The sequence below is a fragment of the Streptomyces lydicus genome (genome assembly GCF_004125265.1).
GTDB classification, from domain to species: domain Bacteria; phylum Actinomycetota; class Actinomycetes; order Streptomycetales; family Streptomycetaceae; genus Streptomyces; species Streptomyces lydicus_C.
Map to the genome: position 1 here is coordinate 158,898 of NZ_RDTE01000001.1, position 24,830 is coordinate 183,727.

Sequence of the window (24,830 nt, forward strand, 5' to 3'; positions counted from 1 at the left end):
GGCTCCGCGAACGCGGTACCGGGGCCGGGACGGGCGGCCCGCCGACTCCGGGGCGGGTCAGGGGCGCTCGGGGACGATGCGCACCGTACGGCGGGGGTCGACGTCGCGGCCCTTGGGCCCGTTGAAGTGCCGCTTGACGGGGACCAGGACCGGCTTACACTCGCCGCCCGCCTCGATGATGGCGCGGTGCTGGTGCGGGTTCGGGCAGCGGTTCTGGTGCTTCATCGACACCTCCCAGCGGAGCGTTTCGTCCCGCCAGTTCGGCTCGGGGATGTGCTCAGCGGCCAGGGCGCTGTCGGCGGCGTCCGTCAGCCGGGCCCGGGGGGCCAGGGTGGGGATGTGGGCAGGCTCGCGGATGACGCGGATACGCCGCTTGCGCGGGGACTGCTTGGCGCGCTTGCCCTTGCGCCCGTGGGCGGACTTCCTTGTGCCGTGGCCCGGCCCGGCGTGCTGGAAGACCGTCAGAGTGTCTTCGACCGTGCCCGACTCGTCGGGCACGTCGGCATCACGTGCGGTCGGAGCGCGCAACTCCCAGAACGCCAGTACCAGCCCGAGGGCGGTGCCCGGGTCGGGCGCCCCGAACGAGTCTGGGTTGCCGTAGCCGGCCAGGACCCCGCCGATCAGGGTGGAGACGCCGTTGGGGCAGTACGGAGCGAGAGGCAACTTCGTGGACGCGGCCACCGACGGCGGCAGCCGGGTGGGAAGCAACTGGGTGTCGGTGATCGTCTCGACGGAGAATGCAAGGTCACTGCCGGTGCCTTCCATGTGCCAGGCAAGGCCGTGGACGGGATGCAAGTCATCGATGTAGATCGGGGTGGGGAAGTAGACCAGCCCGTCACGGGCCGGGGCGGCCTCCTCCAGGCTCCCCACGATCATGCTGGCCTGGTTCGCCAACGGATGGTGGGCGATACGGTCGGCCATGCTGTGGGGCACGACCCACACCTCGCCGGTCCGGTAGGCGGCGGCAAAGTTCATGCACATGCTGAAGCACAATGCGATCGCGTGAGTCCTCGATGAGCTCGCGGCCCGTCGCGGTGAAGTACATGGACGTCATCAGGTCGGCGGCCCGGGGCCGGCCGCGTACGGGCTTGCCCCAGAAGTCCGCGAGCTGGGCGCGAAGCCGCTCCGCACAGTCAGCGAAGTCGGCGTAGTCCTTGGCTTTACGCGATGCGGGACGGGACACGGGCAGGGACTGGGACAGGGACATGGCGGGGCTCCATCAGGGGATCGGCAGCCCCAACGCGGGGCCGGAAGGCGGTGGTTGCAGACCAAGACCCTGGAACGGGACGGAATAAGACCTGCAACCCCCAGCCCCCCGACCCCGGGCGGCGGGTCCGCGCAGCGGCCGAGTGGCGGTGGCGGTGTGGACGGAAGCCGAACACGCCGATGGCCCGCTCCGGAGGGTGGGAGGGTCGGAGCGGGCCATCGAGAGCGGGACTATGGTGTTGAAGGATCAGACCGGTCCGGGACCCGATACGCAGCGCGGAGTCGACGCGCAGAGCGATCGTCTCGCCGTTGGTCTCCTCACGGTCGATGAGGTAACGCACCTCTGTATCTCGGTCGGAACGAGCGAAGTCACGGAGCTCTGTCGTGGCGCGCAGGTCAGCTACGGGCTGACTAGTTGCTTCCGGCTATGGCGGTTGGTCGGCAGGAATGCCATGCTCAGATTTCCTCCCGAGTGTTGATCTTGCGCTCGCCGCCCTTGGTGGTCAGCGAGTTCGCCCACGCGGCCAGCGCCTCGAAGTCGTCTGCCAGCAGGCCAAGCCGGGGGTTCACGTGGTGCAGCAGGGCTGGGCCCTCGTGATGAAGGGCAACGTAGTCACGGTCAAGGTCGCTGAATTCGTCGTCGATCCATGCGAAGGGGTGTCCTGTCACGTACTCCACGATGGTCCGGGTCTTCCAGAAGACTTTGGGTTCCGACTTCCAGTACGGGCTCGACTCCGTCTTCTGGTCGCCCGGCCAAGCGATCACCGGAAGGTCGGGCAGCCCGAGGCGTGGGCCGATCCACTCGTTGGCCTCATGCGCCCATGTCGTGGCCCAGACAAGATCGAACGGCAGGGCCAGAAGCTGGGCGCCGTGCGCCGGGTTGAGCCAGACCCGTAGCGGCTTCTGCCGGGGGTGCTCCCAGCCGGTGGGGCGCATCCGGTGAGTCACATAGCCCTCGGGCCTCCGGGACGGATTTGCGGCGTATGGGTTCAGCGGTCCGTCAACGTCGATCAATAGCAGTGGTCTGTCGTGCACGGCTACTCCTTGCGTACTGAGTGGAATGTGGCGGAGATGGGGGTGCCCGGTTGTCGTGAAGGTCAGCTGTGCAGCTGGTTGTCCCGAATGGCGTCGGGCCGACATCGGCGTCTCGCGCCGCCAGCCGGCGAGGAAGAGCGCAACCAGGGTGGCAGCACCAACACTGCCTCGGGTGGGTCAAAGTCGCGCAATCCTGCCCCGAGACCGCCGGCCGGCCAGGTCTCATAGGTGGGCTTCCTCATGCCTGGGCATGAGGAAGCCCCGGCACCGCGAATGCGGAACCGGGGCCGAAGGTGGAGGGCGGACGCCCTCTTGCGCTGGAGTTGCGGGCCGCCGGGCCTGTGGCCTCCAGGAGGAGCGTCAGGGCGCGTCGCGGTCCGCGGTGTCCCCCAGGTCCATGGCGTCCCAAGCAGCACGGGCGTAGTCCAGTGGTGTGGCCGCCGGACGGTGTACTGCAGTGATCGCCGCCACGAGTACGCCGAAACGCGGATCTGTGGGGGAGTTGCTGGCCTCCTCCAACAACTCGAACTTCCCGGGATAGGCGAGCGCACGCACCTGAATCTTGACGGTCTTCCCGGTCGTCCCGTCCAGATCGTGTTCGACGAAGCAGTCAGCGCGGCCATCGTCCCCGATGCTCATGACGCGCAATCGCCGGTCTCGTTCGCGCATATCGCGTGCGAGATCGCGATAGAGCTGCCCGATTCTGACGGTTCTGTTCATGGCGTCTCCCTTGACTTTCGTGGGTACCCGCGCATTCTCCGTGGTGGCCTGTGCCGGCGGGGCCGGGGCTCTCTCGGCCTTGACGCACACAGTAGGTGCCTTCCACAGAGGTGAACGGCCCGAGTACGAGCCTCACATACGCTGTTGATGACTGGAGCCCTGGATTTAATCCATCCACGCCTCACGTATTCGGCCCCAAGCATGGCCGCACGGCTGGCAAGAGCCGCAAGTCCATCCAGATAGGAGCAGATGCACATGCAGCGGGCGGCTACGGCAGCGGGGCGCGGCTCGCCACGCCAGGCCGCGGCCCCGGCGCAACGGCCGGGTACGGCGGCGGCAGACTTTAGCACTGGGGCAGACAGGGGGCGCGAAGCTGCGCCTGAACGGCGGCCGGGCGGGGACGAACGGGCTCCGGAACCACACAGACACCAGAGCCGGGCCAGGGAGCCACAGAGGGGCACAAAGGCAACGAACAGAGGCAGGAGTGCAGAGAGCTGGGTCGAACCAGCGGCTGGCGGTATGTCGGCGTCGAGTCATGACCTGTGGGCGTGCGGCGCCCCCGCCACCACGGGGAGGGTGACGGGGGCAGGATGGCGCGGTCAGCTGTGCTGCTCCGAGGACCTCATGCCAGTGCGTGACTTGAGGGTCTGCTCGGCTGTGACAGCCCGGTCGTTCGCGGACGGCGGCGGGGCGAGCGTGATACCTGCCGTGGTCAGAATGCTGAGGTCCAACTCCCAACGGTGGGTCGAGCGCTGCTGCCATGTCAGGAAGGCAGACTGAACGTGCTGTCGGCCTTGCCGCTCGGTCATGCCTGTGACCTTCAGCAGGTGTGCGAAGGCCCGGCCTTCCAAGCCGCGCACCTGGGCGAACCCGAAGTGGGTCACCATGTGGCAATTCGAGCAGAGGCAGATGAGCCGCTTCAGCGTCTGTGTACGCGTGGCTTCGTCGAAGTCCCAGCGTTCGTGGGCCTCCAGCCTCGGTTTACCTGACGCACCAGGAGTCGCACCGCAGACTTCGCAACGATTGTCAGCCCTGCCATAGATCATCCGCCTGAGACGGTCCCAGTCCTTCCTGGCAACACAAGAGCGCACGTTGGTGAACCAGCACGAGCGGGGCACCAGGTCGACGAACAGCGACTGCCCAAAGCCTCGGTCTTCGCCGGGCAAAACCGTAGGCAGCTCGGGTGCCGGGCTTCGGCGCCGAGCCGGCGACCTTCCGCCGCCGGGCACCTGGGGCGGAACGGTCACGATGTGGTCACCTCCATGCAGTCGACACTGTGGTGATGGCGGAGGGACTTGCCCGAGTTCTTGGTGACAGCGACTGTGCCACGTGTTCGTGTCATCAGATCAAACTCCTTTAGATCAGGTGGAGCGGGATAGAACCAGGCCCTTGCGAGCCTGCCGCGACAAAGCCTCGCCGGGGCCGCGCCTCCGTTCCCGTCCCTCCGGAGGGGTCCGGAATCGGACGGCTCCTCCCGCCAGATGGGAAGGCAGCCGTCGCCAGAGGCTGCAGGCGCGGTGGCGTGCAAATGCGTTGGGTGGTCGGACAGTCGCCGGACCCCATCGGCGCCGGCCTAACGAGGCAGGTCAGAACGGGAGTTCGCCGTGCCCGTGCATGACGTCGGTCAGGGCATCCATCCGCAGTGCGTCGTCCTCGCTGTGGATAGCGCACAGGCTCTCTTCGTGCCGCTGGTTGGGCATGAGGGTCTCGGCGCGGTGGCGTGCCTCCGCGTACACGACGTCGGCGGCGGTACGAGTGACGGAGCCAGGTTCCGTGTAGGCCCGGCGGGCGTGCAGGAGGGTCAGGTGACGCTGGGCGGTCCGCAGCGCGGCAGCCGTCCTGTCGCTGGCGTAGACGCTGATGCGGGTGGGGCTGTGCGGATCGTCGACTGCGGGCTCCTGGTAGTCGTCGGCCGGGACGGAGGTGAGGGGCTCGCGTTGGGTGGTGAACTCGTGGACGTGAAACGTGGACTTGAACATCAGCAGACTCGCCTTCCGCGGGGAGAGAGATAGGTGGGCCGGTGTGCGGGCGCGGTACGGGCACCTTCGTGGCGGGCTGGTTAGCCGGGCAAGCAGCGGCGGGACGGCACGTGTTTGGTTGGTGTGATCCCGAGGGCAACGTCGTGGCCCCTGGCATCACTCAGGTGCCAGAGGCCATTGACAGTTAGACGGGGTCGGCGATCGGGTCGGGGTAGGGCCACACTGGCATGTCGCGGGCACCCTCACAGACGAGGGAGCCGATGCGGTCACCGTCCTCCAGCCGACCGCCAGTCCACCCGCTCGGGCTCGGTGTGCCCTGCCACCAGACGTGTGCCAAGTCGTATGCCTTCGACTGGGAGGAGGCACGGGCCAGGAATCGGTAGGTGCGCCCCTCCGTGGTCTGCATCCTGAATCGGTACACACGGCGAGGGCCGGGAACGCCCCGGTCTCCGCCGGCGGTGAACGCCGTCTCGATGGCGTGGCGGCAGTGGTTGGTGTGCAGGGCGCTGGTGTCGTCGCGGTGACGGCGGTGGATGAGGCGCAGGTCGTCGACATCGTCCAGGTGCAGGATGAGGGGGCCGTCGCGCTCGGCGTCGGGGAGGGGGCGTACTACGCCGGCGCGGTCCTCCTTCACGTCGGGCAGGACGGTGACGGTACGGGCGTGCGGGTCGTAGGCGGTGACCTTGTAGCGGGTGGTCAGTCCGGTACGCGGCTCGACGGTGGCTGCGGTGCCGATCTGGGCGGGCAGGCCGGGCCGGTAGACGGGGGCGGTGACCAGTTGGTCGGCCCAGGTACAGCCGGGATACGTGTCTGGCGGCGGGGTCAGCATGGGAACGGGGATTCCTTCGGTGCAGGTAGAGGCGGGGCGGGGTGCCGGACGCCGGGGGCAGCTTCGGGGTTCGGCAGGCAAGCCAGGCAATCCCGAGTAGGGCGCGACGTCGGAGGGCAGGGGCGCGGGGACGCGGTACGCGGCGGCCCCGGCACCGTAGGGACGGGGCCGGGGGCTTGGGGCGGGGCGTCAGGCGGTGGTGGAGCGCTCCTTCGGAGCGGCGTCGGCCGCGTTCTTCCAGCCCTGCTTGATGGCACTGGCCTGACGGAAGTAGTCGACGGTCGTCCGGCGGGTTTCGGGCTTGGCGTGGGGGGTGCCGCCGAAGTGGTCTGGGGGCGACCAGTTGGGCACGTCGGCGATGCGGAACTGCGCGACGACGGTGTTGGCGGGCAGCTGGCGTATGCGTCCATCGATGTAGGGGCAGTTGGCCACTGCCTTGTCGAGGTGGAATTCGGCGAAGGAGAACGAGGAGACCAGCAGATCGGCGTGGTGGGAGCCGTAGAGATCGCGTCGGGTCTGGTCGGTGGCCAGTTCTGCGTGCCAGGAGCGCAGGGTCTCGATGGCGCACGTGGTGAACATCTCCCGGCTGTCGATCAGTGGGCTCCAGGAGCGAGGCAGGATGCCGCCGTTCTTGGCGGTGATGACGCCGAGCTTGGCGGGGGCCGGGGTGGTGTAGTCCCACCAGATGGCGCCGATCGCCTCCACGTGACGGATCATCTCCGGCAGGGTGGTGTGCGTCCCGGCGTGGCCCATCTGGTGCTCGCGCAGGTAGGAGTTGAGCGGGCTGTCCCACATCTCCTGGTCGGTCTCGGAGGGCTTCGTACGGTTGCGGTAGAGGGTGTAGCCCATAGTGCTGCCTTTCAGTAGCGGGCGAGCTGAGTGCTGCGGGCCGGACTGCCATGGGAGCGGCCCGGGTGCACCGACTCTGGTCGGATGCTGAGTTAGCCCCGCAACACTGGATCTTCAGCGGTCGAAGAGGGCTCGGCGCCGGGCGGCGCGTGTGGCCTAGTGCTCCGATGCGCGTCGGCGTGCGTCCATCCACCACGCGATGGCTGTGTCTATCGCGCCGGCGGCCCGCAGCACTCCGATCAGTGCGTCAAGCTCGACGCACCGCAGGGTGGGCGCGGTGGCGTTTGCGGTGTCCTGGTGGCTCCACACGGCGGCGAACTGAGCTGCGGCATCGACCAGGCGTGGGAAGGGCTGTCGGGGTGCACGGTGCCCGGCTTGGGGTCGCACTCGGCTTACGTCGGAGACTGGCTTGGGGCGCTTCCCTCCGTCGAGCCGGTCGGCGTACTCGGCAAGCTGCTCTGCTGCGGCGTGCATACCGGGGCCGAGCTCGTAGTCGTAAGTCGGCGCACCGTGGCGGCCTGCCTTCGCACCCAGCACATCGGCAAGCTCGCGGGTATGGTGGGCGAATAGGTACCGGGCCGCAACCGTGGCCTGCCGCTCGTCGGTGGGTCGGTCCTCACCGAGCAGAGTCTCGGCGAGGACGGTGACAGCGATCGAGTCGATCGAGTCGACGTCTTCGGTGGGGAGCTGGGCAGCAACATGTGCGAGGAGGGCGGAGAAGTCCGTGGGGCAGGCCTCCTCCTCGGCGGGGCTGTGGTCGCATACGCCGGTCTCGTCGTGGTTGATCGCAGCGCCAGCACAGTGCTGTGATCGGTTCTCGGCAGCGTACTGCTCGTGCTCGGCGCGTTCGGCCTGGGCCCTGAGCGCGCGGGCTACTGCGGGCAGGCGGCCTGTGAGAACAACGACCGGCACTGTCCCGGATGGTCCGTCGTCCTGACGCATGTCGCCGACGAACGTGAATCGGGTCCAATCGTGGGCAGGCTCGGCCCTGAGCATGTTGCGGGACACGTCGATGAACTCGTAGACGGCCAGCTTGTCGAGGTGGTCGGCCAAGGCGCGGGCCTTTCCGGCGGGCAGGCTCACGATCACCGTGTCGCCCCCCAGAGCCAGGTTCTCGGCCTCGCAAGACACATACGGCCCGCGAGGGAGTGTGGTGGCGAGAAACTGCATGCGGTGGTTGTGTGGGTCGGTGTAGCTGTACGGGTTCATTAGAGGTGTTCCTGTCTCGGGTCAGGGGCGGTCACGAGATGCCGCTGAGAGGCGGCTGCTGCGGCCGGTGCCACTCGGCGCAGAGGAGGGAGTGGAGTCGGTGCTATGTCTCCTGACCCACCGTGCGGCGGGGCCGGGTTACCTCCGCAACGTCTCTCTCTGTCGGAGTTGGGTGGGCGTCTGACGGGCAGTGATGGCCGGTCGTGCGACGGCAAGCTGCCCCTGGCAAGTGGGCCGGGGCATCGGGTGTCCCTTTCGGCAGGTGGCACAGTGCGGCTGATCGAGCGCCTCGTGGCGGGCGCGGGACGGGCTCACGGAGCACGGACGGCTGTCAGCGGCACCTTGGCGGTCGGTCGTGACTGATCCGGGCCGCACGATGCGCGGCAAAGGGAGGGACTGCGCGTAACGTGCGTTCCCCGGGGCTGGAGTTGGTCGCGCATTCGACGCACGAGGGGGAATTCGCCCGGGTGTTCTGGCTGGCCTCGTATGGTGCCGGCGAGCAGGGCGGGGTAAGGGCCATGACCGGAGGTGGGGGCGCCAGCGGTTGGGCTGCTGGGCAGGGCGGGCGGGAGATGCGGAACGCCCCTGGCTCCCGGTTTGGGATTGAGGGATTCAGGGGCGCACTCGCAGCGTAGGCGTCAGGGCGCTGTGGACTGTGCGGTTGGCGCCGGATGGCAGTCGGTGCCAGTTGGACATAGGTGGCTGTCGCAGTCGGGGTCGTCGTGGCATTCCTGCTGCACCAGGCTGACTGCGGCGTACGCCATGTTCTGGTTGGAGTACCAGTAGCCGCTCTTGTGGTAGCTGCGCTGTTCCTGGTTCAGGCGGCGTGCCCATTCGATGTCTTCTTCGAAGGAACGGAGCGCGGAAGCGATATCGCCGTACCTCCAGATTTCAGCTTCGGAGCGGATCACCTCCTGGACGTGTGTGGGGTACTGATCCAGGCCGGGCGGGTTGCTTCGGTTGTCGATGGTCAAGGCGGCTCCAGACGTGAAGGCGGGTAGGTGTGGTGGATGGCGCTGATGATGTCCTGCCACCGGGTTAGGTCGGCAACCATGCGGAGGGCAGCCAGCGGGGTGCGGTGCAGGCAGCTGCCCCCGGCGGTGGCCGGGGGCAGTGAGGAGTGCCTTGGTGGGGGGCGGGTCAGGTCAGTGGGGAAGGACGGCCTTGACGCGCTGCGCGAGCCAGAATGCGACGTTGACCGGAACGGCGTTGCCGACCTGGAGGCGCTGGTCCTTCTCGGTTCCGGCGAATTCGTGGTCGTCGGGGAAGCCCTGGCAGCGGGCCTTTTCCCGGATCGTCAGGGGCCGGTACTCGCATTCGTCGACGGTCAGGTCGGCGGTGGGGCGTGCGAGGTAGTGGTGGCCTCCGCCTTGGGCCGACAGGGTGCCGATGGGGTCGTCCAGGGAGCTGGCCGAGCAGTGGTTGCGCAGGGTGACGATGAACGGCTTGCCACGGTACCTCTCCAGTCCGGCGGCGACTCGGTCGCGGGTGGCCTGCTCGTATGCGGTGCGTGTGGTGCGCTGCCTGCCCTTGAAGTAGCCGTCTCCGAACCGGTCTCCGGACACGGTGGGGTCGATGACGTCGCCGATGCCGCGGGTGATGGGCTCGACGCGGGCGCCGCAGCGTCGGTCCGGGCACACGTAGTGGTACTGGCGGTTGCGGCCGTACTCCCCTACCGGGAAGTCGGGGTTCTTCTTCCAGTGCTGCACGCCCTCGACGGGGCCGCAGGTGGGGCACTTCGCGTCGCAGGTTGGCCGTAGGTCGGGCTTCTGGGCGACATCGTTGCGCAAGAAGCACCACACCAGTCGGTCGCGGGATTGCGGCAGAGGCCGCATTCCGTCGACCTTGAGGTGGGCGGCGTTGACCGAGGCGAGGGTGGGCGTGTAGCCGAGGGCGTCCCAGACGTGGAGCCAGGCCTTAAAGAGCGGGGAGTTGCCGAAGGCGGGGACGTTCTCGCCGACGTAGGCGAGGGGGCGGTGGACCTCGGCGTAGCGGACGGGCTCCCACATGGTGATGCGGGTCTGAGGCCAGTCCGGGCCGGGCTTGGGGCGGCCGTTCTCGTCGAGCTCGACCGGTGTGCGGGGGGCGGTCTTGCCGCTGTTCGGGGAGGCCTCGGTGCAGATCGGGGACGCGACCAGGACTTGCGCAGGGGGCACCGTGCGCATGTCGACGCTCTGCAGATCGGCTTCCTTGACGAACAGGCCATTCCAGTTGACGCGGGCGGTCCAGACACTAGCCGGATGGTGGTTCGCGGCGTACAGGGACATGAACCCGGCCTGGGTGAAGCCACACATGTCTCCACAGCCGCCGGTGAAGAAGTGGACCGAGGTGTGGGCGCTGAACGGGGCCGTCATCGCGCGTTTTCCCTTCCAGAGGAGAGGGGTGGTGGGCGCCGGGCAGGAGTGACCGGGCGATGACGGGACAGTGCGTTTCGGCAGGGCTAAGGCGGCAAGGTATGTGGCCGGGCGAGGCCGCAGCGGGCGCCGGGGCTAGCGTCAGTCGGCGGATCGGCGGGCCGGGACTTCGGCGGACGAGGGCGCCCCCCTTGGCTGGGCGCAGAACCGCCCCGGCCCGCGCAATTGCGGGCCGAGGCCGAGGCATCTGGGTGAGCCGAGCGGTGTTCATCCACCGTTCAGGGACGGCGGCCCGCTCGGGAACATGGCAACGTAGGCCAGGTGCTCGCGATGGAACTGGGTGATCTCCTCGTCGTCGAAGGAGTGTCCGATCAAGTTCGCGCACTCCCGGGCAAGGAGGAACCTGCCGTGCAGCCAGAAAAGCCGGGAACCCGGTAGCCACTTGTCTGTGGGCCACGCAGTCGCCCAGTTGAATCCGGCCTCGGCCAGTGCTGTCGCGTACTGGGCGAACTCCCGCATCAAGGTGTCTCCGAGGCGGCCCCGTTCTGTCGCGTTCGACATGGCTATGCCTCCGTGGGGGCTGCCGCGCGCACGAATGCATGAAGGCATTCCTGGTCGTGCCCGGCGACCATCTCCAGCGCCGGCATGCGTCCGTTGCCTTGGTGGTCGCGGGCGGCCAACGAGGAAGTGGAGGCCATCAGGGGCGGGTAGGGGTGGTTGATGGTGCCGGAGGTGGTGAATGCCTCGTGGACGACGTGTAGGGCTTTGTGGGCGTGGAACACCGGTGTCTCTTTCCTGGGGGCGGGCCCGTGATGCGGGCCGGACGGGAGGGACGGTCACCGAGGTGGGGGTTAGCTGGGCAAACGGTGACGTGGCACCACCCGAGCGGACCCGTCGCTGTACTCCAGGGATGGGCCCGCTCGGTGGTGGTCTTCTAGGGGCCGGTGTCGGGGAGTTGCGAGGGTCCAGGTCAGCTCATGGTCGGGGCAGGTGATGGTCAAGCGTTCCGGGGTGAGTTCCGGGAGAGTGGTGTTGGGCTCGATGGTGTAGTCGGCGGTGAGGTGGAACGTGGTGCCCGTGTGGTTGCGTAGGCGTCCGGCGAGCATGTCGGCAATGTGGACCTCGGTGGCCCGCTCCAGGGGGATGTACTCGCCAGTGAGGCATTCAGTGCAGCCGCAGCCGTACGGGTCCACGGCGGTGGGGTCGCTGGGCATGTCGGTGCGTTCTTCCATGGGTGGGTCGGTGGTGCCGGTCGGACGGACAGTCGGGCGGGGGCGGTGCGTGGGCCGGTGGACGGTCGCCTCAGCGTCAAGCCTGCGGTCGCACGGGCAGCTACTTCCTGAAGGAGGAGCACGCGACGGTGTAGCTGCGGCCGTGATGCAAGAGCGGCTGGCAGCACGCGCGACACCGGGAGTTCGAGGGGGTGTCCGGCCGCGGCTCGATGTCGAACTTGTCGCATGCCGTCACGTTGGGGTTGCGGTGTTCGGTCTTCCACTGGCCGCATTCCCCGCACGTCGCCGTGCGGGGTGTGGGGAGAGGCCGGGCTTCCTGCACCATCACGTGGAACGTCCCGGACGCGTAGGTGAAGGCCACGGTTTTGCTCAGGTCGTCCAGAGCGAGCGCACCGCCGCACTCCTGGGCGTTGATCAGCATGGCTCGCAGCAGCGCGCCTGACATCGGACGCGTGTTGGGGGTGCCAGGGTTCAAATGCCCGGCGGGTGACGCGGTCACGGAGTACGCCGCGAACACCGCCTCGGACGGATCGGTGAGTGGCCGGAACATCGCGGAACGCTCGTCGTCACGGGTGGCAGGCATAGAGGTCTCCCAAAAGGTAGAGGTCGCTGGGCTGAAGAATTCGGGCCCGGGAGGCAACAGGAGTCCCGGGACGGGCCGTTGGCGGCACCCTGCCGGGACACTGAGCAACTCGCGCAACGGGCATGCGCGCGAGCCCGCCCCTGGTGGTGCGGGGCGGGCGCGGGGTTTCAGTGGATGGTGGTTGTGGCGTCGGCTTTCACCGCTGCTCGGAGTGGGGGGCCGGGGACGACCGGTGATGGGTGGTCTGGTGCTTGCCGACGGGGGTGAGGGTCTCGCTGCCGTCGGGGTGGATGAGTGCGGCGACGAGCTCGCGCCAGTTGGGCATGGGGAAGCGGCGGGGGCCGTCGGTCAGGCGGCCCTGTTTGCGGCCACCGGTCCAGCCGTAGGTGAAGGCGTCGCGGCGGATGTTGTCGGCACAGCGCAGCGGGTGGGTGAGACGGATTCTCATGCCCGGCTTGAGCTGTTGGCGCAGGAAGGCGTGCTGGTCGTGGTAGCGAACGCAGTTGGCCCGCCAGGCCAGAGCGTCCTGGTGCGTTGTCGGCGTGAGGGCGTCGAGAACGGCCTTGGGGGCTTTATGGGCGGCCGGGAGGCAGGTTTCGTCCATGGCCGTGTAGCCGAAGTTGTGGGTCCTGTCGTGTTTCCAACGGGTCAGTGCGACGTACGCGGATACGGTGCCGGTCTTGTGGGAGCGGATGGCGGCGTAGAAGACAGTCTCCACCGTGCCGTGGGCGATGATCTCGTACCGGTCGCCGAGTTTCCGGGTGAAGTGCGCGGCGTTGGTCTCGACGCCGGGAGCACGGTGGTAGAAGGACCAGCCCATGTGGGGCCACCTTTCAGTCCAGGACCGGGCCCGTTACCCGATCGTGGCAGGAGAGTGAGCGGGCAGCGAGCAAGCGGCACAAGGCAAGGCCGCGCGGCCGGCCAGTGGTGGTAGTAGGGGTGCGGTCCTCTTCCCCGGTTGGTGCCGGGGAAGAGGACCGGGGCTTATGGATGGGGTTGCTCAGGTGGACTGGTGGAGGTCCAGGTAGTCACTGATGCGCTGCAGGTGGATGAAGACGTGCCCAGCACGGTCAGTGGGGTCCTGCTCGTAGTAGTCGCGCTTCTCGTCGTCCCAGTTGTAGGCGAGCAGGCCGTGGATGCTTTCGATGACGTCGGCCGGGACCGGTCGATGGCACGTGAACTCTGGCGCGGCCAGCTGCTCGTTGGCCAGGCAGGCCCCGCCGTTGCGGACCAGCAGTGTCAGAGGTCGGGCGGGGGCTTCCTCAGTGCTGCCGCCCTTCGTGCAGCACGGACGCCCCTGGACGGTGCGGGTGGTCTCGGCCCCCCTCGCCCACGGCCAGCCCTGGTCCTCATCGTGTGCGGACGCGCGTGTCCATACCCTGCCCGCGGCATCGAGGACGACGTCGCCGTGCTGCCAGGGCGACTCACTGCCCGCATCCGTCGCACCGCTACTGTCCGTGCTTGCGACGTCGAGTGGGGTGATGTGCAGGGTCTCGGGGCCGCGTTCGTCGACGCGCCAGCCAGCGGCGGTAAGGGTGGAGCGGATGGCTCGTGTGGTCTCCTGCCTACGGCCATCGGTCGTGTGGGAGCTGATCACGTCAATCTGGTGCCAGTCGGGCCGCCACTGGACCGGAGTGGGCGTGGTGTGCGAGGGGAGCTCCGCTGTGTGGAGACTGTCGGCGCAGGGGAATCCAGCAGCCCACAGCAGGCGGTTGGCTCGGTCCGAGACCGGGGCGTCATCAGGGAGGTTGTAGACGATGCCGGAGCGCACGTGGATGGCGTAGCCGCGCGGGTCGACGTCGTGAGCTGTGGCGGTGTATCCCGCGCGGCGCAGTACGGCGACAGCAGTGCGCAGGTGAGTAACGGTGCCATAGGGGAAAACCACGATGACGAGTTCGTCGCCGTCGTCCTGGTCGTCGAAGAAGCTGGGTTCATCATAGGTAGCGTAGAAGCCACCCTGACGGGCGTGGCCGCTCCGGCGGGTGAAGTCAGGCTCCTTGTCGAGGAGTTCGGTGATGGTGCAGGGGTCGACACTGGGTGAGACGACGTCGGGCAGGATGGCATCGGCCTGCCAAGCAGGGCCGTCGGGGTCGATGCGCAGCTCAGCCAGCCAACTGCTGACAATCTGGGTGACATCGGCGCCGGGCCAATCGGCGCCGAGCCCATGAAGACTGCGGAACAGCCGGGCGATGGCCTTGCCTGCGGTGCTGGTTCGGTCGTAGTTGAGGTTGCTTGCGGGCACGTCATGTCCTCACGTGGTGGTGGGTCCGGACACCGGGCAGCGGGGGTGCTGCGGTCCGGTGGTCGAGACCGTGGCCGCGGGCGAGGCAAGCTGTGCAAACAGCACGAATACCGTCGGGCTGCGGGCGGGAAGACGCGTGGCGGGCCCGTCCCCGCCGGCGATGGCGAGGGCGGGCCCGAAGGAAACGCAAGTCGTGGGCGGTTGTTGGATACAGCGGTGTGCGGCCGTGCCGGTCGGCGAGGACCTGAGCAGTCGATGTGGGTTGCCGCGTCGGTTTGGGCGGTGTGCTTCAGCCGCTCTGGTTGAGGCGGCGCAGCTCGGGGTAATCGCGGCAGATCCGGGCGCGAGCCGCGGGCGGAACATCCGGGTAGATGTTGGGGTAGGTGCGGCGCAGCCGCTGTTCGGCTCGGGTGGCCACGTCCAGGAGCTTCAGAGCCTCGTACTCGCTGGTGATCGGTTCGCTGTAGTGGTCGCTGCTTGCCCTGGAGACGATCCAGCCGGCCGGGACCTGCCCGTCGCCGCAGGAGGGGTTGAACTGTGCGACCGTCAGGACTGGGCCGTCCGTGTCACGGCGGTCGGCGATGGCCACGCGGGTTTCGTGGCGGTCGCGGTCCACGCGGATGCGGACGCAGGTGCCGTCGAATAGTGCGATGAGCTCTGGGGTATTGGTCATGCTTCCTTCTTCGTGGCGGTTGCAGGCCGTGCGGCGTGGCCGGGGAGCACGATGATGGCGGGCGTGGGGGTTAGCCGGGCAATGAGCCACAGGGTGGTGGGGCGGCGTAGGCCCGGCGTAGCGTGGATGCAGGAAGCGGCGGCTGGCCTGCGGTTCCGGGGTGGCGCGCAGTGGCACACATCGGGTCACTGGTACGGGCAGCGGGGGTGATGTGGGTCAGTCGCCGTACCGGGTGTGACGGTCCTCACTGACCTCAGCGGCAGCCAGCTGGTGTGCGCCTGACAAAGCAGCCGCGGGGCCTGACCGGCGCGGCCAGCACTGCGCAGCGGGCTTGCAGCGGACGGTGTCGCCGCGGCCAGCAAGTACCGGATCGCCCGAGCGGCGCGCCGCGATGCCGGTCTGTCCCGCGACGTCGCCCAATGCCCAGATGACCCCCCATTTGACCGTCGGCTGGAGACGAGCACCCACCACGTCCCGACACCCAGGCCCCGCGGCTGGCTTCCACCGGCCTGGCCCGGCACCGTCTACGGCGATCAGCAGCTCCGGAGCACCTGATGCAGGCGCTCGCAGGCACCCGCGGTGAACAGGCGCCGTGCCGCAGCGAGGTCCCCGGCCTGCAGCCGACCCCGTCCGGTCGGCGATGTCAGCGACAGGCGGCTGCGACACGGCCCCCAACTCATCCCCGCGGGCGCGGGGAACAGGCTTCGTATCCTGCATCGTCGCACGCACAGGATACGGCTGGAACCGCTTCCGCCAACTCCAGCCATCTACAGGCTGCGGTACAGCTCCGTCGGCACCTCCCGGTCGTTGGCCCGAGCAGCGCCCGGCCCTCCCTGGCTTCTGCCGCGGTGGCGGAGCTCGCCGTCTCCCAGCTGAGCCTGGCCGTCATCGAACTCATCAGGATGATCCGGCGCATGCGTGATCAGCGCCGGTTCCCGCGCCTACCATCCCTGTGCGCTCCTGCCCGCCTCCGACGCCCGGCGACAGCCCAGCCAGCGACAGCCAGGCCGAACCTCCGACTCGCGCAACCGCTCGGCAAGGCTCATCCTCACCAGCCGACGTCTCCACCGTCGGGAACATCCTCACCTCTTGGCGGCTCCCGGACCGCAGCCGGGCGCGGACTCTGCCTATCCGCTCCGGCTGCTTGCCCCTACACCTCGCCCCAAGGGAGCCCTTCGCTTTTGCTCACGAGCGCTCGAAGTAGGCGATCAGATCTGCTGGCCTGATGGGGTGCGGCCTGGTGCAGTCGCGTAGTTCCTCCAGCCTGTCGCTGCCCTCAGTGCCCAGGACGTACCCGTACGCCAGGAGTGCCGCTTCGCGACTCGCGTACGTTCCGGGCAGCCATCCGCACCACTGTGTGGCCAACACCCACGAGGGAGCATCCCCAGGGATGGCAGCCTGGTCCACCCTGTATAGGAGTGCCATACCGACCTGCTCCGCGCCGGGGGGCGACGTCGGCCTACTCCGCTCCTCGAACTCGGCCCGGTCCCAAGCCGGGTGTGCCAGTTGCTCGATCCGGCCGGGGGTCAGCGGGCCGCTCGCGCCTGCTGCCTCCACAGCAGCGACGATCTCGGAGGAGCCGCCGAGGCGAATCCCCTTCGCGATGATGCGGGCGTCTTCGAACTGGGAGGAAGTTGTGGGCACACCTCAAAGTCTTCCACACGCCGCCGAACCCGAAGACGAGCCCAGGCCCGCTCCTGGCCCCGTCTCGGGCGGGGGCAGGGCCCCGGCGGTCCGAAGCAGGCCGACTGGTCGCGACCTCGCACCGGCAGCAGACGCGGGACGCGCGAGCAACCACACAGCCTGGCCACGGGCAGCGCTGACTTGGCGAAGGGCAGTGCGCCAGATGGCTACTCTGATGCCAACTGCAGAGGAGGACGCCTTCTATGACTCGCTCGCGCTATACGCCCTACATGTCTCCCGTCGGAGGCGTAAAGCGGTCGGTCCCGGAGCTTGAGGATCACTGCCGCCCGCCAGGTGAGGTTTCGTTCCCCGAGCACGACTACCCACCAATCGGGGATGGCGATCGGTGCCGCCGTTGCGGTCGAGGAGAAGCGGTGCGGGCGGCTGGCGGAAGTGGGCCGTCGTCCGGACCGGGGCGGTGAGGGGCGCGGGCAGCGAGCGCTGCCAGGTCCGGTAGACGGCCGCCGGGGCCGGTGCCCAATTCGACCTGGTGGGCCAGGTCACCGAGTACGTCACTGGCATCAGCCGGCAGGGTGTGGGCGACGTGCCCGTTCGCGCCGGGCGGCTCCTCACGCGCCGGGTCCAGGGGCTGGCCGTGGCCGAGAGCAGCGGGCGGCAGTGGGCCGGGCGCGCCCCAGCGAGCCGGGAAGGTGGTGGTGTCGGAGCCCGCCCCTTCCCGCCGGAAGGCCGCTGCAGGCACCTGCCCGTCGAGTACCTCCTGAGCCGGACGGCGATCTTCTCCTCCAGGTCCCGCACACGATCGACCCATCGGAGTGGGTCGGTACCTGCACGAGCGGAGCCGGTCCGCTCGAAGGCGGTGGCACACGGCGGCGAAGCCGGGCATACAGCAAGGGCTGCGCTGCGGTGGGAGGAAGGGCCAGAGATGCCGGCGGGCCCACCCCGGCCGAGAGACGGCGGGGGTGAGCCCGTGGCGTGATAGCGGCTGGTCCGTTGCTGGGTCAGAGGCGGCGGACGTATCCGGAGGACGCCTTGGCGGCGACGGTGATGCCGGACCGGTGCGAGCCGTGCAGGGTCACTGATCCGGACGAGGTACGGACCTGAACATTGCCCGTGGCCTCGGGGGCGATGGTGAGGGCCACGGACCCGGAGGAAGCACGTACTCGGGCGACGTGGCCGGCGTGGCGACGGACCCTGACGGAGCCTGAAGAGGTGCCGATGTCAGCCCACTCGGTGACCGTGCCGATCTCCACCGATCCGGAGGACGCCGCAACCTCTACACGGCCCACACTCTCCAGGTTTGCCGAGCCGCTCGTCGTGTCGAGCACGGCGGCAGCCAGGTGGCCATGGCCGAAGACGCTGCCGGAGCCGGTGTCGCTGTGCAGGCCGGAGCCGTGCGGCAGCACGAGTTCGATCTCGATACCCCGGTGTCCGTTGACGATGGTGCCGCTGGAGATGGCCGTGGCGCCATCGACCATCACGCCGTTGGAAAACGTCATGCCATAGGAGTATGTGCTCCCGGCCCCGGAGACGTACGTGCTGCCGCTGTAGCGCACGGTCCGCGGCGGCACCGTGACAGCAGGCACGGTGACGATGAGCCGCTGGCCGGTGTGCTGGATGTGGGTGTCGCGGGCGGCCTGCGCGTAGGGGCTGTCCGGGTCGGAGCAGTACACGCGCACCATCGGCACGGTGACGGTCTCGTCGACGGCGACCCACACGGTGGCGGCGGACGCGGTGACGTTGGCCAGGACTGGGCCGGGCTGCTGCTCGTCGCCGGTGAAGGTACGCAGCGGCTCGACTCCGTCCTTGGCCGCCTTGGCGAGCAGGATGCGCTCGGCGGACCCGGCCTGGTTCTTGGGCTGGGCGCCGGGGCGCTTGACGATCTCGAAGTTGCTCATCTCGGTGTCTCCCGTGGGTATTGGGCGACGGCCGCCGGATCCGGTCGTGGTAGCCGGCCGGGGCCGCGGGTCCCTGGTGCGGGACCGGGAGGACCGTCGCGGGACGGGGGGTTAGCAACGCAACCGCAGCTATGGGACTCGAGGCCCCGCTTGGCGCCCTGGCCTGGGAAGTCTGGGCGGGCGCCTGCGGGGAAGGTGGCCGCACGACGGGGCGTCTCGGGGCGCGGGAGCAGATCCCCGGACCGTTGCCGGACAGGGCCGCCCCGCGGGAAACGGTCCGTCGGAGCCTGTAGCTGGCGCGTCCCGCCCAGCCGGCGGACATGGGGTGTTGGGCACGTGGCCGCATCACTCCCCCAGCGACCGGGGAACGTGGGCGGCCGAGCAGCAGAATGGCCCGCCCTGCGCCGGGTACGGCAGAACGGGCCACTGCGGCCAGAGTGCAGCCAAGTCAGGTGCGGGGTGTCATTGGCATGGGGCGGGCCCGCCTGGCCGGTGTGGCCGGGCGGGCCCGGGGAGGTGTGTGACGGGTGCTGTGTTCAGCCGGTCGGCGGCCGCTCGTCCTCGCCCTCTGGGCTTGAGTTTGCCGAGGGATCTCCGGTGGTCGACGGCTCTTCGGGCGCGGAGGTGCATTCGCTGATGGGCCTGCCGAAGGCCCAGGCGCATCCCGACTCGGCCAGCGCGAGTACGCCGAAGGTCACCGTCCATCCTGTTTCCGCTCCCCCGGCCCAGTTGAGGAAGGATGCTGTGGCCAGGAGACCAGCGGCGGCGGTGAGCATGTAGCCGAGGCGCTTGAATCGGGGCTCACGCTGAGTGGGCGTCAGCCCGAGAAAGAGAGCCTTGGATGTGTGCTCTCCGTGCTCTCCGCCCTGCTCGTGGTGGCCAATGACACAGGCGATGGTCATGGCAAGGGCAGGAAGGCAGTGAAGGACCAGGGCAGCTGTTGCGAGTGCTGCGGTCATGCCGGTCAGGTCCGCCATAGGGTCCGCTCCTTTCCTTTCAAGTTGGCGGCACGTGGTGTGCCCGGGGGTGCGAACACTGTCGGAAGTGGGGGCTAGCTCCACAACCTCGTGTAGAAAGCGGTGTTGGAGCCCCTTGCTCCGGGGCATGTGGCTCGCTGACTCGATGCCCCGCCCTCGCGCCCACCAATGAAGCCGGCCCAGAATTGGGGGACAGCAACCACGGGGGACGCTGAGCGCCCGCCCCGGGCAGAGAGGTGGCGGGGGCGGGCACGATCAGGCATAGCTGTCAGCGGCGGGTGCGGGCCTTTGCTTGTTGGCGGGTGCGCCGGGCGGCGGCTTCGGCATCTTGCTGCTCTTGCAACTGGCCAAACGACGCCGTCAAGTGCTTACGCGGTCGGTTGACGGTCATGCCGACACGCGGTGGTCCGTAAATGGCCAGGACGTCGGATGCAGCTTGTGAGGAGTAGCCGGCGGCTTCCAGCTCGGCGAGCGTCGGGAAGACGTCCGCGTGTCGGTCGCGGACCGGGTCGATCAAGTGGTCTTCCTTGCCGCCCTTGGAATAGACGAACTTGAAGTTGGCGGGCTGGTTCGTTTCGACCAAGCGGCGGAATCGGGAGACCTGTTTGGTATAGGCATAGAACGTCAATCCCCTGGGGGCGCCTTTCATGATCTCGAGCCACATACGCGTGTATGAATCGTCGAAGAAATCTCCAGCATCATGAATTCGAATATGTCCCAACCTTCCTTTTGCGTGGTCGGGTTGGTAGCGGGGGTGGCGCAGCTCAGCGGCCATCTGCTCCCGCCACAGGAGCGGAGTGTCCAGCACCATCCGCAGGTTGCGTAGGTGGCGGGCGCGGGCGGCAGGGAAGCGGATGTATCCGGAGTCTGCCCCCAGTGCGTAGCAGGCTTTGGCGCAGACCCCTGCGGAGGGACAGACGTTGACAGTGCGCACGGTGGTGGTGCCGTCTGGGGCTTCGTCCGTGAGGCGGACCACCCAGGCGGGCAGGGTCCATGAAAAAATGCCCTGCTTCTTCATTCGTTCATTCTGCGAGAGCAGCCAGTTGGTTGCCATGGTGGAGCACTCCACGAGTCCAGATTTTGGATGGGTGGCATGCGGTGTAGGAGGCAGTCGGTGAGACAGCCCGGCCGGGAGCCACGAAGCTGTCTCGGTGCCATGCCAGCGCCCGAACCATGGCCGAGGCGGACTGCGGGCTCAGAGCCCGGTGTCGGCGGTGACGGTGGTGGGGCTGCGCAAGGTTCTGGGTCGGCTCCCCGCAGACGTGCATGCGGCGCGGTGGGCCGGTCCAGGCAGGCTCACACTGACCCGCAGGGCGGCAAGCCCCGCAACCGCCGTCGGCGGCGGGGATCGGTGCTTGGTCGCTGGTCGTTCCGGGTATGGCTCAGGGCCCGGTTCCGGCCGGGACAACGGCTCGGGGCGGGCTCCGAGTCATAGGCGGCGTGGCGGCCCTTTCGAGGGCTGAGGGCTGCGCGGACGGAAGCGTGCAAAGTCCTGAGGTGCGCCGTTCACGGTCAGGGGCGGGGCCTCGGGGCGCGCGTGGAACTGGACGCGGTAGAGGAGGGTGAAGCGGCGGGCGGCCCGGTGCGCGGCGGTTTTGGCGGATTCGCCGGGAAACGTGAGGCTTTCGTGTGCCCTGGATGGCTGCCGGATGGCGAGCTGCAAGTGAGGGTGGCGTAGCAGGCTCACTGACGGTTTGCTCATTGCGCTTCCGCATCCTGGCATGCGTCCGTGCTGCGCGCGATCTCCTCGATGACGCTGCTGGCGCCCGGGATCGTCGGCGGTCGGACAGAGGGCGGCGGCGCCTGCGAGTAGCGGCCAGGGTCATAGATGTCGGCGAGCCTGGCGAGCTGTTCGCCGATGCCACGTGCGCCCGCGAGCGGGGCCGTCAGGTCCTCCCACACGGCACGGCTGGCGTCGACGTACGCGCGTGGGCCGAGGACGGTGACGTCTGCACCGAGGATGCCCAGGTCGGCGGCCTGCCGGCGGATCTGGTCGCCGGACACCGAACCCTCGTCGCCCATGCGCATGTCATAGGGAGCGATGAGGTCGTGCAGCTCAAGAAATCCGTAAAGCGACGACAAGATCAGGACGCGGCCGGCCCGGCCGCCGTGCGTGAGTGCGTCAGCGGCGCGGCGCAGGGCCGAGTGATAGCTCCCGGTGTATCTCTCGCCTGCCGGCATGGGCTGTTCGGAGCTGGATTTGCGTCCCCCGCACGACAAGGCGCGCGGGTTCCAGGAATCCTGGACATACTCACGCCAGAACCCGCGCGCCCATAGGGGCTTTGCGTGGGCCTCACGTGCGGGTTCGCAAACTGAATGAGGGCTGCTGCACTCGAAGGTGCGCCCCTGCTCTCGACTTCTCTTATGACCTGAGTTCGGCGCGTCGCCGCTGGATCTCCTCGCGGTCCTCGGGCGTCTGGTACGGGAAGCCGTTGGTGTACCAGTCGGGATCCGCCGCAATGCACGCCTTGCAGATTCCGCCCAGCCCCGGATGGGCATGGTCGACTTCCTGGGCGTCGGCCAGCGTCAGAAACTCCTCCCACCACGCGGGTTCGAGCAGGTGCGAGACCTCGTGGACGAACCGCGAGAGCTCCAGGCCCAGGTACATGCCGTTCCAGTCAACCTTGGTTCGCCCGTGGATTCTGCCGTGTGCCGGGTGCCGGACCCTGCGGGCTGCGGCAGGGTCGCTTTCAGGGACGGGGTGTCCCATGAAGAGCTGTCCAGCGGTCCGGGCGGGACTGCCTGCCGCGATGGCGTCGACGAACGCCTGGACGTTGTCGAAGAGCGCCAGGCGGGCCAGTGCCCAGTAGGTGTCGGGGTAACCCTCGGTCAGGAGCATGCGTCCAAGCTCTTCCTCGCTGCGCGACGGACCGTTGCGCACGCTGGTGACCAGCAACTGGAATGCGTCATCGCAGAAGAACCAGCGGTCCAAGGCCCCTTTGTCAGAGCCGGTGGTGGTTCCGCAGATCAACTCGCCGGGCACCGGCAGCCGCGGGCAGTACGTGTGGTTGGAGCGAGGTTCGAAATCGAGCGTCGCATCATGGATGAAGTCGAGCTCGCGAAATGCGTCGTAGGTGAAGCTGACGCCCTCCTGGGTGGTCGCGGTAAACCGCTTCCACACGATGCGGGCGTCTTCCCGCAGGTGTGCGGGGACGTCGTTCAAGGTGCGGAAATCCGCGCTGCCTGGGACCTCATCACGCCGGTAGGTGCCGTTGTACAGCTTCTCACCGTTGGCGTAGGTGCCAATCGGAGGTTTGCGCAACTCGATGTAGAGGACGTCTTCAGGCTGCCGGGCCATCACCTCGCTGACTGTGAAGAACGAGAGGTGCTTCCACAGCTCGCGGAGGCGTTCGGTGGCACGGGCGCTCATCAGATACTCCCTGAGTTCTCGGCGGGCTGGGTGAGAGGTGTGGTGGTTGGACTCTGCGTCGGTCCTTCAACTGCCGCTGCACCTTCGTGCAGGTCTGTGCGCGCCCCCTGTCTCAGTTCGACAGCCTGAATCTGGTCTGCGGGGTATCCACTGACGCGCTTGATCCCTCTGTTGGCGAGGATGGCTCGCGCTCGCGATTCGGTGACACCCCAGTATGTGGCGGCCTGGGCGACGGTCCACAATTCGTTCTCGCCGGGTCCATCGCTCATTCGGGCCTCCCTGATCCTGAAGCGAAACATACGAGCAGAATGCTCGCATGTCAATCTGTCCCCGGTGCGGAACTCCGGGATGGCCATGTCCGCCGCAGTGTGGCATTCCTCATGGGCCTGTCGGCTCATGCCGCGGTGCTCGCTCATCCCACCCGCGAGGGTCGCCAGGGGGTACGGCGCGGACGGGCGCAGCAGCTCGGCGTACCGTCGGCCGGCCTTCTACATGAACGTCGGGGAAAGCAACATCTCGCTGGACGGGATATTTGCGCGCTGTCGCGATTCCTGACGGCAGGGCTCGCTCACAGCGCGTCTACCGGGGCAGCTTCGCTGTTCGTTCCGGATGGGCCGCGTTGATGTAGCGCATCGCGGTGTGAGAGGAGATGCCGAACAGGCGCATCAGGTGAAGCGGGTCGTCGACCTCGAACGCCTCGTCACGGATCCGGTCCTGCCTCAGCGTCGGCATCGTGAGCCCCGTGGGCCGAAAGATGGCGGTGAATGTGGTGCCGATGGGCGAGTGAGTGGTGTCCACTGCGGTCCATCGGTTGATCAGCAGATGCGGATTGGTCGTCACCGGCCGCCGGCGGTGACGTTCACGGAGCCACGCAGAGGCGCAGCGGTAGGTGAATTCATCCAGGTAGATGATGTGCCGTTTGCCGGGGCGCCGGACGATGAGGCGCTCGCGGGACAGGTCGAGGTCGGTGAGCAGCAGGTGGCGTATGTCGGTGCCGCTGAGCGCGTGGACGCAGACCAGCACCATCACGAAGCGCTGGAAGTCGTTCCGCGCGTGGCTGAGGGCGCCGGCCAGCCGGTCCGAGGGGACGGAGGGCGGGGTCTTGTTGATCCCTGCGAAGACGAGGCCGCGGGTGGGATCGCGGAAGATCACGCCTTCTTGCCGAAGGGCCCGGAAGACGTTCCGCAGGACGATGTGGATCGAGCGGGCCGGTGTCCCCTTGCGGGTGGCGATGGCCTTCTTGATGTCGTCCTGGGTGATCTCGCGTAGGCTCTCGATGCCGTCCGCAAGCCACCCCTTGAGGACCGGGCTCAGGACATGCCAGTAGCGGGCGATGCTTCGGTAGGTGCGGCCGGCGTGCTCCCACTTGCCCTCTCCGCGCACGGCCTTGATCCAGACCGAGAGTTCCTGCGCGATCGTCGCGGGCAGTGCGGCCAGCTCGCCTTCCAAGCGCTTCTGGTGCGCGTCCCGGCGGAACTCGGCATCCGGGACCAGCAGCCCTCGGGTTTCAAGGAACTGCGTGACCCGCCGACCGCTGAACTTCAGGGGACGGTTGTCGACGAGCGCCCTGATGTCGGTCTCCAGCAGCGGGGCATCGGCGCCGAGCCAGGACACCAGGATGGTCAGCGTGTTTCGGGTCTTGGTGGCGGGGACCTTAGACCACATCTCCTGCTTCATCACGCTGTCGAGGTCGGCGAGCAGCCGCTCGGCCGAGTCCGTGAGCATCGGCAGATCCTGCCGCGCCAACTCGGCCACTGAGCGCCAGTCTCGCCGGAGCTCGAACAGCCTCTCCTGCCCAGGGGCCATCAAGTGCTCGGAGACAGGGCAGCGCGGAGTAGGCGAGGCCGCGTCCGAGTGACGCAGGCTTGTTGGTGCCGGGACTGGTGAACCGAGCCACAACTGCGTTCCGAACCGGGCGATGTCCCCTGGGCCGTAGTTGGCTACGTGCCATCGGCATCCGCGGCAGTATCCGTCGGCGAGCGGCAGGTCGACACGGCGGCAGCGGGCGCACGCTCCCGTGGATGCCGGGCTGT

24 protein-coding genes are annotated in these 24,830 nt (G+C 68.3%); all 24 read right to left on the reverse strand.

The annotated features are described in order from the left end of the window. Nucleotides 1–57: 57 nt before the first annotated feature. The 24 genes from D9V36_RS00800 to D9V36_RS40555 all read right to left on the reverse strand — a co-directional run bounded on the left by D9V36_RS00800 (nt 58) and on the right by D9V36_RS40555 (nt 24,522). The gene (locus tag D9V36_RS00800; protein WP_129291964.1) at nt 58–981 is read right to left on the reverse strand and encodes a hypothetical protein; all 924 of its coding nucleotides are present in this window, start codon (nt 979–981) and stop codon (nt 58–60) included. 681 nt (nt 982–1,662) lie between these two features. After that, entirely contained in the window at nt 1,663–2,241 is a 579-nt protein-coding gene (locus tag D9V36_RS00805; RefSeq protein ID WP_129291965.1) for a hypothetical protein, read from the reverse strand. A 360-nt stretch (nt 2,242–2,601) separates the two neighbouring features. After that, entirely contained in the window at nt 2,602–2,961 is a 360-nt protein-coding gene (locus D9V36_RS00810; protein ID WP_129291966.1) for a DUF6354 family protein, read from the reverse strand. Nucleotides 2,962–3,560: 599 nt separating this feature from the next. Continuing rightward, on the reverse strand, nt 3,561–4,208 hold the full coding sequence (locus D9V36_RS00815) for a DNA primase (RefSeq protein WP_164992799.1): 648 nt from the start codon (nt 4,206–4,208) through the stop codon (nt 3,561–3,563). 339 nt (nt 4,209–4,547) lie between these two features. Next, on the reverse strand, nt 4,548–4,940 hold the full coding sequence (locus D9V36_RS00820) for a hypothetical protein (protein WP_129291968.1): 393 nt from the start codon (nt 4,938–4,940) through the stop codon (nt 4,548–4,550). A 184-nt stretch (nt 4,941–5,124) separates the two neighbouring features. Next, the gene (locus tag D9V36_RS00825) at nt 5,125–5,769 is read right to left on the reverse strand and encodes a hypothetical protein (protein ID WP_129291969.1); all 645 of its coding nucleotides are present in this window, start codon (nt 5,767–5,769) and stop codon (nt 5,125–5,127) included. A gap of 189 nt (nt 5,770–5,958) precedes the next feature. Beyond that, complete coding sequence (locus D9V36_RS00830) at nt 5,959–6,618, reverse strand: hypothetical protein (RefSeq protein ID WP_129291970.1); 660 nt, start codon at nt 6,616–6,618, stop codon at nt 5,959–5,961. Between the two features lie 156 nt (nt 6,619–6,774). Continuing rightward, nucleotides 6,775–7,827 carry a hypothetical protein gene (locus D9V36_RS00835; RefSeq protein ID WP_129291971.1) on the reverse strand — a complete coding sequence of 351 codons (1,053 nt, stop codon included), beginning with the start codon at nt 7,825–7,827 and terminating at the stop codon, nt 6,775–6,777. A 638-nt stretch (nt 7,828–8,465) separates the two neighbouring features. Then, the gene (locus D9V36_RS00840; protein WP_129291972.1) at nt 8,466–8,801 is read right to left on the reverse strand and encodes a hypothetical protein; all 336 of its coding nucleotides are present in this window, start codon (nt 8,799–8,801) and stop codon (nt 8,466–8,468) included. A 171-nt stretch (nt 8,802–8,972) separates the two neighbouring features. Continuing rightward, nucleotides 8,973–10,181, reverse strand: coding sequence for a DNA cytosine methyltransferase (locus D9V36_RS00845; protein WP_129291973.1), 1,209 nt, complete (start codon nt 10,179–10,181; stop codon nt 8,973–8,975). A gap of 267 nt (nt 10,182–10,448) precedes the next feature. Then, nucleotides 10,449–10,742, reverse strand: coding sequence for a hypothetical protein (locus tag D9V36_RS00850; RefSeq protein ID WP_129291974.1), 294 nt, complete (start codon nt 10,740–10,742; stop codon nt 10,449–10,451). Nucleotides 10,743–10,744: 2 nt separating this feature from the next. After that, nucleotides 10,745–10,963, reverse strand: coding sequence for a hypothetical protein (locus tag D9V36_RS00855; RefSeq protein ID WP_129291975.1), 219 nt, complete (start codon nt 10,961–10,963; stop codon nt 10,745–10,747). A gap of 69 nt (nt 10,964–11,032) precedes the next feature. Next, a complete protein-coding gene (locus tag D9V36_RS00860; RefSeq protein WP_129291976.1) occupies nt 11,033–11,413 on the reverse strand; it encodes a hypothetical protein in 381 nt (126 codons plus the stop codon). Between the two features lie 100 nt (nt 11,414–11,513). Beyond that, nucleotides 11,514–11,996: a hypothetical protein gene (locus D9V36_RS00865; protein WP_129291977.1), complete on the reverse strand. Its 483-nt coding sequence runs from the start codon at nt 11,994–11,996 to the stop codon at nt 11,514–11,516. 196 nt (nt 11,997–12,192) lie between these two features. Beyond that, entirely contained in the window at nt 12,193–12,816 is a 624-nt protein-coding gene (locus D9V36_RS00870) for a DUF6927 domain-containing protein (RefSeq protein WP_129291978.1), read from the reverse strand. A gap of 180 nt (nt 12,817–12,996) precedes the next feature. Beyond that, nucleotides 12,997–14,238 (reverse strand): hypothetical protein, encoded by a 1,242-nt coding sequence (locus tag D9V36_RS00875; RefSeq protein ID WP_129291979.1) that lies wholly within the window; start codon nt 14,236–14,238, stop codon nt 12,997–12,999. Nucleotides 14,239–14,527: 289 nt separating this feature from the next. Continuing rightward, a complete protein-coding gene (locus D9V36_RS00880) occupies nt 14,528–14,911 on the reverse strand; it encodes a hypothetical protein (RefSeq protein ID WP_129291980.1) in 384 nt (127 codons plus the stop codon). A 1,185-nt stretch (nt 14,912–16,096) separates the two neighbouring features. Further along, on the reverse strand, nt 16,097–16,555 hold the full coding sequence (locus D9V36_RS00885) for a hypothetical protein (protein ID WP_129291981.1): 459 nt from the start codon (nt 16,553–16,555) through the stop codon (nt 16,097–16,099). A 998-nt stretch (nt 16,556–17,553) separates the two neighbouring features. Then, nucleotides 17,554–18,450, reverse strand: coding sequence for a DUF4097 family beta strand repeat-containing protein (locus D9V36_RS00890; protein WP_129291982.1), 897 nt, complete (start codon nt 18,448–18,450; stop codon nt 17,554–17,556). A 536-nt stretch (nt 18,451–18,986) separates the two neighbouring features. Further along, nucleotides 18,987–19,427, reverse strand: coding sequence for a hypothetical protein (locus D9V36_RS00895; protein ID WP_129291983.1), 441 nt, complete (start codon nt 19,425–19,427; stop codon nt 18,987–18,989). 268 nt (nt 19,428–19,695) lie between these two features. Next, nucleotides 19,696–20,481 carry a GP88 family protein gene (locus D9V36_RS00900; RefSeq protein WP_129291984.1) on the reverse strand — a complete coding sequence of 262 codons (786 nt, stop codon included), beginning with the start codon at nt 20,479–20,481 and terminating at the stop codon, nt 19,696–19,698. Between the two features lie 644 nt (nt 20,482–21,125). After that, complete coding sequence (locus D9V36_RS42925; RefSeq protein WP_431357630.1) at nt 21,126–21,887, reverse strand: DUF6884 domain-containing protein; 762 nt, start codon at nt 21,885–21,887, stop codon at nt 21,126–21,128. Beyond that, nucleotides 21,790–22,797: a hypothetical protein gene (locus D9V36_RS00910; RefSeq protein ID WP_129291985.1), complete on the reverse strand. Its 1,008-nt coding sequence runs from the start codon at nt 22,795–22,797 to the stop codon at nt 21,790–21,792. Before D9V36_RS00910 ends, D9V36_RS42925 begins: the two co-directional genes overlap by 98 nt. Before the next feature lie 579 nt (nt 22,798–23,376). After that, nucleotides 23,377–24,522: a hypothetical protein gene (locus D9V36_RS40555; RefSeq protein WP_164992801.1), complete on the reverse strand. Its 1,146-nt coding sequence runs from the start codon at nt 24,520–24,522 to the stop codon at nt 23,377–23,379. Nucleotides 24,523–24,830: the final 308 nt, after the last annotated feature.